The organism is Pseudomonas wadenswilerensis (assembly GCF_900497695.1).
Lineage (GTDB): Bacteria > Pseudomonadota > Gammaproteobacteria > Pseudomonadales > Pseudomonadaceae > Aquipseudomonas > Aquipseudomonas wadenswilerensis.
The window spans coordinates 203,407-215,127 of the sequence record NZ_UIDD01000012.1 but is presented as its reverse complement, the minus strand read 5'-3'; the positions used below and the strand labels follow the sequence as shown (position 1 = coordinate 215,127).

Genomic DNA, 11,721 nt, shown 5'->3' with positions numbered 1-11,721 from the left:
TCATGACGCTGCAAGATTGAAAGCTGTGGCCCGAGCGCCGCAAGGAAAACGATGAAAGTTCTATTTCTGGTGCAGAAAGAACAACGGGCGATCCTCGATCGTTTGTATGACGGCGTTGCCGCGCATTGCGACTGCGACCTGCGCTGGCTGAGCAGCGACGACCAACGCAATCTGCGCAGTTATTTCCGTCGCGAGATCGACGTCGACAAGTACGACAGGATCGTGTTCTTCCTGCGTTTCAAGCAAGAGATTCGCCAGGTCGGTTTCATTCGCACGGTGCCCAACCTGGTCATCCTCGAACATGATGCCTACCAGAACTACATCCCGTGCAAGTACACCGGCAAGTTCAGTGCCCACTACCGCCAGTTGCCCTGGGCGCGGGTGATCAGCTCGGGTTACATGGTCAGTGAACGCCTGCGCCAGGAAGGCTTCGATGCCGAGTTCGTGCCCAAGGGCTACGATCAGCAGTTGCTGGCTGACCAGGGGCGCGAGCGGGATATCGAACTGGCCTTCGTCGGCAGCACCAACAGTGTTGCCTACAGCGGCCGCAAGGCCCTGCTCGATGAGTTGGCACAAGTGGAAAACCTGCTGGTGACACGCACCAATTCGGGCGAAGAATATTGCGACACACTCAACCGCATCCGTTTCTTTGTAAGCGCCGATGTCGGCATGGGCGAGTACATGATCAAGAATTTCGAGGCGATGGCCTGTGGCTGCGTTTTGCTGGCTTATGACCAGGGTGAAACGGAAAACCGCGCCCTGGGCTTGAAAGACATGCATAACGTGGTGCTGTATGACAGCATTGCCGCGTTGCAAGAGAAGCTGAAAGTGTTGCGTGGCGACCCTGCATTGGTCGAGCGTATCGGCAACAACGGTCGTGAGCTGGCCGTCTCGCAATTCAGCTTCGCTCAGGTAGGTCGTAGCATCGTGGAAAAAATGCAGCCACCTCTTCGTCCCCGTCCAGCCCTGTCCGGCTGGCAACGCTTGCGTTTGAGACTGGGCATATGAGCCGGCTGTCCTGGAACCAGGGAAGTAGTCTCGAACATCTGAATACAGTTTATGGGGAGGGGATCCGGTGCGATTCTGCCAAGATAGCGACGTAACCCTGGTGGTCACCAGTTGCGGGCGCTTCGATTTGCTTAAGCTCACGCTGGAAAGTTTTGACCGGTTCAATACCGCGCCTATTCGTGAAGTGTTCATCACCGAGGACTCGGGGGATGAAGCGGTTCACGAGGCTGTGCCCGAGCATTGGAAACCGCACTGCAAGGTTTTCGTCAATCGCCCGAAACTGGGTCAACTGGCTTCGATCGACCTTGCCTACAGTCATGTAAAAACCTCTTACATCTTTCATTGCGAGGATGACTGGGAGTTCTACCGGCCTGGTTTCGTCGAAGACTCGCATTCGATCCTGGCGGTCAGCCCTGAACTGCTTCAGGTTTGGCTGCGCAGTTATGTCTATGACCTGAAACTGCACAGCCCCTATATTCATCTTGGCGAGCGCCAGGTGATTGCCGGTGTTCCTTGCTACCCGTTGCTGTCGGACAAACCTGAATGGCAAAGCTTCTCGCTGAACCCGGGCTTGCGCCGCTTGAGCGATTATCAGCGCTGTGCGCCGTTCGCCGCCTATGCTGGTGAAAAGGCTCTATCAAAACGCTATGCCGAATTGAACCTGACCGGCGTAAGCCTGGAGGGTGATGCCGTGTTGCATACCGGCTTCGGCATGCATGTAAGTCTTCCAGAAGAGCGCCAGCGTAAAGCCCGGCGGCGTCAGCGTGAGCGGATGAAGCTGGCAGTAACCTTGTTGATCGGCTTGGCAGTGGGAGTGGGTATTGGCTTTCTTGCGAATTGAGTCAATTGGTTTGCCCGTTATCCAGTCCGATATAAGGGGTGTTTCCCCGTGAGTATCGTCAACATCATGTGGGCTGGCGGTTCGCCGTACGTTTCGGTGCACAAGGTGCATCAGCAGATTTTGTCCCAGGCCGAGCCCGGGGCAAAGGTCTTCAACTGGTTGTTGCAGGGACAGGGCTCTTGCTGCAGTTGTGAGTCGACACGTGAATGGCAACTGTCTCACCGCTTGGTGAAAGGTCGGCATGTCTGGGGACTTTTGCGCCCTTGGTTGCGCGGGCGTTTTCGGCAGGCGCTGGAGCACGTCAATGCCCAAGTGGTGTTGCTTGATGGTTTGGGTGTGTTGCGCTTGCTCTTGCCAATATTGCGAGAAATGCCGGCTGTGCGAGTGGCGGCGGTGTTCCATGGCAAAACCCGGTTGCGCCGTTCGGATATCGCCTTGCTGCGTGACTTCCCTGCTTTGCGCCTAACCATTGTTGCGGTGTCGCAAACCTTGGCCCAGGCCATCGAGCAGGACCTGGGTATGCCTGTCCAGGTGTTGCGTACGGCCCTGGAGCCAGAGGCTTTTCGTTCTGAACTGCTGGATCGCTCGGCCGCCCGCCAGGCGCTCGGGTTATCGAACGATGTCACCGTGATGGGCGCTGTGGGGCGTCTGGTCGATAGCAAGGGGTTCGAGTACCTGCTTGACGCCTTTGCCCAGGCCAGCTTGCAGCAGCCTCAACTGCACCTGGCCATTCTTGGCGAGGGGGTGCAGCGCTCGTTGTTGGAGGCTCGTATCAAGACGTTGAGGCTTGAACAAAAGGTTTCGCTGGTGGGGCATTGTAATGGTCTTGCCCGGCTTTATCGCGCCTTTGACTGGGTGCTTGTCCCGTCCTATTCCGAAGGTCTGGGCCTTGTTCTGCAAGAGGCAGTGATTGCCGATGTGCCGGTGTTATGCAGTGATATATCGGTGTTTCGCGAGCAATTGGGTTCGGCCGGTTGGTATGCCTCTGCCGGCGACATAGATGCCTGGGCTCAGGCAATTGCGGAATGCGCCACTTTGAATGCCGCTGAAGTTGCCCGGACGCAGTTTAAGGCATTGGAGCCTGAGCAAGCCTGGCAGCGCTCAAGCCTGATCGCTAAAACGCTGCTACGTCAGCCCTGAGCAATTCAGCCCAGTAGCTCGCGCTCCAATTCTGCCAGCGGGAACTGCTCGGCGAGCTGTTCTCGAGCGATGTAGCGAGCAAAGTGCTGCACATTGCGCTTGACCATGCGCGCCGAAAGAGGGCCGCGCAGAAAGCGCATGTCCGCGACATCGATCAAGCCCAGTTGTTGGTCCGGAGTCACGACGATGTTGCCTAAGTGCAACGACCGAAAATAGATCCCGGACTGGTGCAGCCTGCGAACCAGTGTTACCAGTTCGGGCAGACGTACCTGCCAGTCGAAGCCGGGTTGGCGAGACAACTGACGCAAGGTTTCTCCTGGCAGCGGCTGGTACAACACCGCGGTCATCCCCGGCGCATCAAGCTTGTAGTGCTTCAGTACCTTGAGCGTAGGAATTCCCTTTTTTTCTAGCTGCACAGCATTGTCGATAAAACGTTGGGAGTACGGGCGCAGTAGCGCAGATGAAATTAACCGCTTGCGCCTGAACAGCTTGAGGATATTTCCATCGGTAAGCAGGTAGACTTTGGCGCCGTAACTGTCGGCCTCCAGGATCTGGGCGCCAATGATCAGCTGGTTGAAGTCGTCCTGGGGGAGCCGGGAAGAATGCATGAATAGTGGCCTTGTCATCATCGGGCAAGCAAATGACCGGCAATAATGCCGAAAAGTTTAAGGATGCACCATGGCGGTGTTGGTTAATCGATGGGGAGTATCATGATCTACACGCGGCGCTGGGCTCAGGTCTGGCTGGCAATTGGCCTGTTGTGGTTCCTGGCGGCAATCGCCCTGGCTCCGAGTAACAAGATTTATCAGCAAGGCCTGCTTGCATTTTTGTGGCTGCCTACCCTGGCACTAATGTGGTCAGCACGTCGGTTGCTGCTCGAAACCTGGAGTGCCCAGCGCATGCTTTGGCTTTCCATCGCCCTGCTGCTTGGATGGTGTGTGTTGAGCCTTGTCTGGAGCAGCGTCGAAGAGCCTGGGCGTGAGGTGAAACGTCTTGTTTACATCGCTGTGTTCCTGCTGTTTTTCCCGTTGATGGCCAATGCCGATGGCACGCGGGTAATGCGGCTGCTGAACTGGGGGGGGATGGGCCTGGCTGTTGCTGCGGTCTATTCGATTGTTTTGTTCTATGGTGTTCAGACGCAACCCTGGGTTACCCGGTTGGCGGGTGTTGGGGAGATATCTCACCCGATTCTCGGGGCTTACGTGATCGCTGCTGCGATTATCTGGATGCTTCACTGGCCGCCGCAAAACCGTTGGCTCCAGGGTGTCTGGGGCTTGGCTTTGCTGGCTCTTGGGGTTTTCCTGGTACTTTGCCAAAGCCGTGGCGCAGCCCTGGCGCTGCTGATATCCGTGGTGGCCATGCCAATCTGGTGTCGTGATCGTCGCAGTTGCTGGATAGCAGGCGCTGCCGTGGCAGCTGCGGTAGCAGGTTTCGTGTTAATGCAGGCGCTGATCATGTCCCGTGGGGCGTCCTATCGTCCGGAAATTTTCCAGGCGAGCCTGCAAATGATTGCCGAGCACCCTGTGCTTGGCCTTGGCCTGGGCTCCTTCTACCAAGTGGTCGTTGCAGGTATCCAGTTTGACCACACGCACAACATGTTCACCCACATCGCTGTTGAGCTGGGCATTCCCGGCATGCTGCTGTGGCTGGCGGTCTGGTTGAGTGTTCTACGCGAAATCTGGAAAGCCCGTGATACCACCTTCGGCCAGGGCCTGATGGGGTTGTGGCTGTTCTCCACCCTGGCCATGCAATTCGATGCCGCCAGCCTCACCGGCACCCCGCGTGCCGAGTGGTTTATCAGTTGGCTGCCGGTCGGTCTGGCCACTGTCCTGGTCTGGGTGCGTGCCCGGGCTCCAGGCTGTGATAAAATTTCCGGTTCTATCTGAACAGCGAGCTCGACGATGGCCGAAACACCGCGAGAGGCGGAGCAGAGCTCCAGCCTGAAAATCTACTTCCGGCTACTGAGCTATGTGAAGCCGTACATCGGCATTTTTTTGCTGAGTATCCTCGGCTTTGTGATTTTTGCCTCGACCCAGCCAATGCTGGCCGGGATTCTCAAGTACTTCGTCGATGGCTTGAGCAACCCCCAGGCGGTGTTGTTCCCCAGCGTTCCTTACCTCAAGGACTTGCAGCTGCTGCAGGCCGTGCCATTGCTGATCGTGCTGATCGCAGCCTGGCAGGGCCTGGGTTCGTTCCTGGGCAACTATTTCCTGGCCAAGGTCTCCCTGGGCCTGGTGCATGACCTGCGGGTCGAGTTGTTCAACAAGCTGCTGGTGTTGCCCAACCGCTATTTCGATAACCACAACTCCGGCCACCTGATTTCACGCATCACCTTCAACGTGACCATGGTCACCGGCGCTGCGACCGATGCGATCAAGGTCGTGATCCGTGAAGGCCTGACCGTGGTGTTCCTGTTCGTCTATCTGCTGTGGATGAACTGGAAACTGACCCTGGTGATGCTGGCGATCCTGCCGGTGATTGCCCTGATGGTTGGCACCGCGAGCAAGAAGTTCCGCAAGCAGAGCAAGAAGATCCAGGTGGCCATGGGCGATGTCACCCACGTTGCCTCGGAAACCATCCAGGGCTACCGGGTAGTGCGCAGCTTTGGTGGCGAAAGCTACGAACAGCAACGTTTTGCCAATGCCAGCCAGAGCAACACCGACAAGCAGCTGCGCATGACCAAGACTGGCGCGGTGTATACGCCGATGCTGCAACTGGTGATCTACACCGCCATGGCTACATTGATGTTCCTGGTGCTGTTCCTGCGCGGTGATGCCACTGCCGGTGATCTGGTGGCCTACATCACTGCGGCGGGCTTGCTGCCCAAGCCTATCCGCCAGCTGTCCGAAGTCAGCTCGACCATCCAGAAAGGCCTGGCCGGTGCCGAGAGCATCTTTGAGCAGCTGGACGAGGCGCCAGAAGTCGATAGCGGCACTGTCGAGCTGGACCGCGTCGTTGGTCGTCTTGAAGTGCGCAACCTGAACTTCACCTATCCGGGGACTGATCGTCAGGTCCTCACCGATATCAACTTTACCGCCGAACCTGGTCAGATGATCGCCCTGGTGGGGCGTTCAGGCAGTGGCAAATCGACCCTGGCGGCGTTGATTCCGCGCTTCTATCACCATGATCAGGGGCAGATTCTGCTCGATGGTGTGGAGATCGAGAACTACCGCCTGCGCAACCTGCGCAAGCACGTCGCTCAGGTGACCCAGCATGTGACCCTGTTCAACGACACCGTGGCCAACAACATCGCCTATGGCGATCTGGCCGGGGCGCCGCGGAACGAGATCGAAGCCGCTGCTGCCGATGCTTATGCCAAGGAGTTCGTCGAGCAACTGCCCAAGGGCTTCGACACTCAGGTCGGCGAGAACGGCGTGCTGCTCTCCGGTGGCCAGCGCCAGCGTCTGGCGATTGCCCGGGCGTTGCTCAAGAATGCGCCGTTGCTGATTCTCGACGAAGCCACTTCGGCCCTCGACACCGAATCCGAGCGGCACATCCAGGCAGCCCTGGATCACGTCATGCAGGGACGCACCACCCTGGTGATCGCCCACCGGCTGTCGACCATCGAAAAAGCCGACATAATCCTGGTCATGGACCAGGGCAAGCTGGTCGAGCGTGGTACCCATACCGAGTTGCTGGCTGCCAATGGCTATTATGCCCGGCTGCACGCCATGGGCCTGGATGAGCCGGCCAAGGCCGACATCACCTGAGTTGCTTGCGCCGGGGCCTGTTGTGCCCCGGCTGCCTTTCCCTGGAGCGCTTGGCAACAAGGCGGTAAACAAGCCTTCGCTTTGCCTGTGCTAATATCCTGCCCCTGTTAATTATTTTGTATATGGGTTGCCCATGAAGTTGTCCATGCCGCGTTTCGATCAAGCCCCGGTACTGGTGGTGGGCGATGTCATGCTCGACCGCTACTGGCATGGCGGTACCTCACGGATCTCGCCTGAAGCACCGGTACCGGTGGTCAAGGTCGAACAGATCGAGGACCGTCCCGGTGGTGCGGCCAACGTTGCCTTGAACATTGCAGCCCTGGGGGCTCCGGCGGCGCTGGTCGGCGTGACCGGCCAGGACGAGGCTGCCGACAGCCTCGCCAATAGCCTGCTGGCTGCTGGCGTACGCTCGATCTTCCAGCGCATCGCCCATCAGCCGACCATCGTCAAGCTGCGGGTCATGAGCCGCCACCAGCAACTGCTGCGTATCGATTTCGAAGAGCCTTTCGCCACCGACCCGCTGTCCCTGGGCGCTGAGGTCGACGCGTTGCTCGATGGCGTCAAGGTGTTGGTGCTGTCGGACTACGGCAAGGGTGCGTTGAAAAACCACCAAAGCCTGATCCAGGCCGCACGGGCCAAGGGCATTCCGGTGCTGGCCGACCCCAAGGGCAAGGATTTCTCGATCTACCGTGGCGCCAGCCTGATTACCCCGAACCTCAGCGAATTCGAAACCATCGTTGGCCGTTGCGCCGACGAGGCTGAACTGGTGGCCAAGGGCGCCCAGTTGATGAGCGAGCTGGAGCTGGGTGCCTTGCTGGTGACCCGCGGTGAGCACGGCATGACCCTGCTGCGCCCCGACCACCCGGCCCTGCACCTGCCAGCCCGTGCCCGTGAAGTGTTCGACGTGACCGGTGCTGGCGATACGGTGATCTCGACCCTGGCCGCCGCCATTGCCGCCGGCGAAGAGCTGCCCCATGCAGTGGGCCTGGCAAATCTTGCCGCTGGTATCGTGGTCGGCAAGCTGGGTACCGCGGCCATCAGCGCCCCGGAACTGCGTCGTGCGATCCAGCGCGAAGAGGGTTCCGAGCGTGGTGTATTAAGTCTCGACCAGTTGCTGCTGGCCATCGACGATGCTCGCGCGCACAACGAGAAGATCGTCTTCACCAACGGTTGCTTCGACATTTTGCATGCCGGCCACGTGACCTATCTGGAACAGGCCCGAGCCCAGGGCGATCGCCTGATTGTCGCGGTCAACGACGATGCGTCGGTCAGCCGCCTGAAAGGTCCGGGCCGGCCGATCAACAGCGTTGACCGGCGTATGGCCGTGCTGGCGGGCCTCGGCGCAGTGGACTGGGTCATCAGCTTCCCTGAAGGCACGCCGGAAAACCTGCTGAGCCAGGTCAAACCGGACGTGTTGGTCAAGGGTGGCGACTATGGCATCGACCAGGTGGTCGGCGCCGATATCGTCAAGGCCTACGGCGGTACCGTCAAGGTGCTGGGGCTGGTGGAGAACAGCTCGACCACCGCCATCGTCGAGAAGATCCGCAAGAACTGAAGGGCATAGCGCCGCAGGAAGGGCCGGGCGACGCTCGCTTGCCCCGCGATTGTTCCTACTTGCGCACCCCGCCACGCGCCATCTGCAACAACTCCCGCGCCCTGCCGGTCAGCCGCTTCAAGCCGCTGTCCGGCTTCGCCGGCGTCAGGCCTTGCTGCCTGACCCAATCCTTCCAGCGAATCCGCTCATCCCTGACCAGCCATCCTTCCTGCCGGGCAAAGCTTTCCGCCAGGTACAGTCCACGAGTGCTGGCCGGTACCAGGCGATCCTTGCTCAGGGTAAAGAGCTCGGCGCGTGGTTGGCCATCGTCCAGGGGCATCAGATATAGATCGGGACGCTTGCGGTTGAGACGGGCGACGAGCTGGTCGCCTTCAAGACGTTCATCGACGTGGAACAGGCTCAGTGATTTCGCCTCGCGTGGCACTTGCAGGCACAGGTCGTAAATCAGCTGCAGCGAGGCGGTCGGCAAGTGCACATAGGCGCGCGGGCGCTCCAGTAACTGCAGGTTGGCGCAGCGCACCGGGCGCGCTGCGCCGGACTGCGGGGTAAGCACAAAGGGCAGGGCTTCGCGGTAGTGCAGGGCGTCAGCATAGGGCGCCGGCAGCCAGGTGTCGTTGAAGCGCCCGCCAAGCCAGCCTTCCGGGGTTTCCAGCAGGCATTCTTCAGCAACCTCCTGAATCGCCGTATGCAGCGGCAGGTTCAGCTCCTGGGCTGGCACATATCCTGAAATCAATTTCAGCACCACATCGCCCCGGTCCTGGCGGCGTTGGCGTACAAGCACCCAGTAATCGCGATTTTGCCAGCGCAGGGTCAGGCGCACCGAGACACCGAGGTTGGCCAGCTCGACGGCGAAGCGCTGGCTGTCGGCAAGCTGGATCGGTTTGCGCCGTTGCAGGGTCTGGGCAAAGTTCAGGGGCACGCCGATGCTCTGGTAGACGAGGCCCTCGGGGCTGGCCTCGACGTGCAGGGGCAGGGTCTTGAAGTTGCTCGGGTTCTTGCGGATCAGCGTTCGCGGCATGTCGGCTCCTTCTTGCGTTGGGGTCGGCCGCGGCGGCGGCGTGGATGTCAGCGGCGCAGGACGTTGGCAACGGTTGCCACGTTATGCGCCAGGTGCAGCGGGTTGATGGTGCCGACAATAGCACTGCTGACGCCGGGGTGGGCAAACAGCAATTCGAAGCTGGCACGCACCGGGTCGACACCCGGACTCAGGCACACATGACCACTGGCCAGGGCCTTTTTCACCAGGATCGCCTTGCCGTGTTCGGCGGCGTAGTCGATCACCGGGCGTTCAGCCTGCTCGTTGAGATTGTAGGTGACCATGGCGCAATCGCCGCGCTCTAGTGCCTTGAGGCCGCCTGCTGCGGTCTTGCCGGAAAGGCCGAAACCACGGATCTTGCCTTCCTGCTTCAGCGCTTCAAGAGTCTGGTAGACCTCCTCGTGTTCGAGGATATGCAGGTCATTGCCGTCGGAGTGCACCAGCACCAGGTCGATGCAGTCGGTTTCCAGGCGCTTGAGACTGCGCTCGACGGAGAAACGCGTGTGTGCTGCGCTGAAATCGAAGCGCGACCGGCCGTCTTCGAACTCTTCACCCACCTTGCTGACGATCACCCAGTGATCGCGCTGGCCGCGCAACAGCGGGCCCAGGCGTTCTTCGCTGCGGCCATAGGCTGGCGCGGTGTCGATCAGGTTAATGCCCAGTTCGCGGGCCTGGGCCAGCAGCATCCGTGCTTCGTCGTCGTCAGGAATGGTAAAGCCGCTGGGGTATTTGACGCCCTGGTCGCGACCGAGCTTGACGGTGCCCAGGCCGAGGGGCGAAACCGTCAGGCCGGTACCGCCGAGAGGACGACGCAAGTCATGCAGGGTCGGCAGGCTCATGGCAGCAATTGCTCCCACACCGGCAAGGCCATGGGCGGCCGGGGCAGTTCGGGCAAGGCGGCCTGGCCGGCTGGCTTGATGCCGTCGCGCTCAAGGTTGGCCAGCACCCGGTCACTGAAGTCCGGAGCCAACGCCAGTTTGGTCGGCCAGCCGACCAGCAGGCGTTGCTGCTCGGCGAGAAAAGCGTTGTCGGGGCGTACCAGGCCCGATTGAGCGGGCTCGGCGCGGTCAATGCGCACGGTCGCCCAGCGCACCTGGCTCAAGTCGATCCACGGCAGCAGGTTGGCGACTTCTTTTTTCGCCGCGGCGATCTGCGCTTCAGGCTCGCGAGCTACGCCGTCGGCTTCGGCCAGGTCGCCGCCCAGGTACCAGACCCACTGGCCGTCAGCGGCCGGATGGCTAGTGACGGTAATACGCGGCTTTGGCCCGCCGCCCAGGCAGTGGGCGTACAGCGGCTTGAGGCTGGCGCCCTTGGCCATGACCATGTGCAGCGGCCGGCGCTGCATGGCCGGCTGGCTCAGGCCCAGGGCCTCGAGCAAGGCGGCATTGCCGGCGCCGGCGCTGAGCACGACGCGTTGGGCGCGGATTTCGCGACCATCGACGCGCAAGCCGAGCAACTCGCCATTGTCGTTCAAGGGTTCGATGGTCTGCGCGGCGAGCAGGCTGTCACCGGCCAATTCCGCAAGCTTGTTGAGCAGGCTCGGTACGTCGATGACCAGTTCGGCCAGGCGATAGACCTTGCCCTTGAAGGCGCGGTCTTGCAGGGCAGGTGGCAACTGATCGCCCTTGACCTGATCGACGCGGCCACGCACCGCCTTGCTGGCAAAGAAACTGGTGAGATTGCCGGCCAGGGTGCCGGGTGACCACAGGTAGTGGGCTTCGGACAGCAGGCGCACACCGGACAGGTCCAGCTCGCCATTGCCGGCCAGGGCCTCGCGCCAGCGCCGGGGCATGTCGGCGATGGCTTCCGATGCGCCGGTCAGGGCACCGTGCAGGGCGTATTTGGCACCGCCATGGATGATCCCCTGGGATTTGAGGGTCTGCTCGCCACCGAGGCTGGCGCGTTCCACCAGCACTGTCGAATAGCCGAGCCGGCGCAGGCGGGCATTGAGCCAGAGGCCTGCGACCCCAGCGCCGACGATCAGCACATCGGTGGAAATTACGGTTGGCATGCATGAACCTCACAAGCTTGGACAGACGCCCAGTATACAGCCTGTGAGCCATTGCACCCGGTTGCGGATCAATGCCCGGCGGTTTTCGAGAAGACCTGGATCACCACCACGCCACCAACGATCATGGCCATGCCGAGCATCGCCGGCACATCCAGCTTCTGCCCGTAGATCACCAGTGCCGCGATGCTGATCAGGACAATCCCCAGGCCCGACCAGATCGCATAGGCAATGCCAACCGGAATGCTGCGCACCACCAGGGTCAGCATCCAGAACGCCACCGCGTAGCCACACACCATCAGCAGTAGCGGCAGGGGCGTACTCAGGCCCTTGACGGCTTTCATCGAAGCGGTGGCGATGACTTCGGCGCAGATGGCGATAGCCAGGTAGGTGTAGGCGTTCATGTCGGTGATCCTCTGTTCT

At 60.6% G+C, this 11,721-nt stretch carries 11 protein-coding genes; 6 read left to right on the top strand and 5 right to left on the bottom strand.

Annotated features, from left to right (window positions below; all coding sequences use genetic code 11):
• Nucleotides 1–51: 51 nt before the first annotated feature.
• The 3 genes from CCOS864_RS25760 (at nucleotide 52) to CCOS864_RS25750 (ending at nucleotide 2,989) form a co-directional block, all read left to right on the top strand.
• Nucleotides 52–1,008: a glycosyltransferase family protein gene (locus CCOS864_RS25760; protein ID WP_115089170.1), complete on the top strand. Its 957-nt coding sequence runs from the start codon at nucleotides 52–54 to the stop codon at nucleotides 1,006–1,008.
• A gap of 67 nt (nucleotides 1,009–1,075) precedes the next feature.
• Nucleotides 1,076–1,849, top strand: coding sequence for a glycosyltransferase family 2 protein (locus tag CCOS864_RS25755; protein ID WP_115089168.1), 774 nt, complete (start codon nucleotides 1,076–1,078; stop codon nucleotides 1,847–1,849).
• Between the two features lie 48 nt (nucleotides 1,850–1,897).
• Nucleotides 1,898–2,989 (top strand): glycosyltransferase family 4 protein, encoded by a 1,092-nt coding sequence (locus CCOS864_RS25750; protein WP_115089166.1) that lies wholly within the window; start codon nucleotides 1,898–1,900, stop codon nucleotides 2,987–2,989.
• Between the two features lie 5 nt (nucleotides 2,990–2,994).
• On the opposite strand, the gene CCOS864_RS25745 is transcribed toward CCOS864_RS25750, so the two are convergent.
• On the bottom strand, nucleotides 2,995–3,597 hold the full coding sequence (locus tag CCOS864_RS25745; RefSeq protein WP_115089164.1) for a BUD32 family EKC/KEOPS complex subunit: 603 nt from the start codon (nucleotides 3,595–3,597) through the stop codon (nucleotides 2,995–2,997).
• 102 nt (nucleotides 3,598–3,699) lie between these two features.
• Between CCOS864_RS25745 and CCOS864_RS25740 the strand changes: the two genes are divergently transcribed.
• From CCOS864_RS25740 to hldE, 3 genes are all read left to right on the top strand, one after another.
• Entirely contained in the window at nucleotides 3,700–4,875 is a 1,176-nt protein-coding gene (locus CCOS864_RS25740; RefSeq protein ID WP_115089517.1) for an O-antigen ligase family protein, read from the top strand.
• 15 nt (nucleotides 4,876–4,890) lie between these two features.
• A complete protein-coding gene (gene msbA / locus CCOS864_RS25735; protein WP_115089163.1) occupies nucleotides 4,891–6,699 on the top strand; it encodes a lipid A export permease/ATP-binding protein MsbA in 1,809 nt (602 codons plus the stop codon).
• Between the two features lie 133 nt (nucleotides 6,700–6,832).
• Nucleotides 6,833–8,254: a bifunctional D-glycero-beta-D-manno-heptose-7-phosphate kinase/D-glycero-beta-D-manno-heptose 1-phosphate adenylyltransferase HldE gene (gene hldE / locus CCOS864_RS25730; RefSeq protein WP_115089161.1), complete on the top strand. Its 1,422-nt coding sequence runs from the start codon at nucleotides 6,833–6,835 to the stop codon at nucleotides 8,252–8,254.
• Between the two features lie 55 nt (nucleotides 8,255–8,309).
• On the opposite strand, the gene CCOS864_RS25725 is transcribed toward hldE, so the two are convergent.
• From CCOS864_RS25725 to CCOS864_RS25710, 4 genes are all read right to left on the bottom strand, one after another.
• Nucleotides 8,310–9,272: a metal ABC transporter ATPase gene (locus CCOS864_RS25725; protein ID WP_115089159.1), complete on the bottom strand. Its 963-nt coding sequence runs from the start codon at nucleotides 9,270–9,272 to the stop codon at nucleotides 8,310–8,312.
• Nucleotides 9,273–9,319: 47 nt separating this feature from the next.
• Nucleotides 9,320–10,129, bottom strand: coding sequence for an aldo/keto reductase (locus tag CCOS864_RS25720; protein WP_115089157.1), 810 nt, complete (start codon nucleotides 10,127–10,129; stop codon nucleotides 9,320–9,322).
• Nucleotides 10,126–11,301 carry an NAD(P)/FAD-dependent oxidoreductase gene (locus tag CCOS864_RS25715; RefSeq protein ID WP_115089155.1) on the bottom strand — a complete coding sequence of 392 codons (1,176 nt, stop codon included), beginning with the start codon at nucleotides 11,299–11,301 and terminating at the stop codon, nucleotides 10,126–10,128. The genes CCOS864_RS25720 and CCOS864_RS25715 overlap by 4 nt, the downstream gene beginning before the upstream one ends.
• A 68-nt stretch (nucleotides 11,302–11,369) precedes the next feature.
• On the bottom strand, nucleotides 11,370–11,702 hold the full coding sequence (locus CCOS864_RS25710; protein WP_010221561.1) for a DMT family transporter: 333 nt from the start codon (nucleotides 11,700–11,702) through the stop codon (nucleotides 11,370–11,372).
• Between the last annotated feature and the right edge of the window lie 19 nt (nucleotides 11,703–11,721).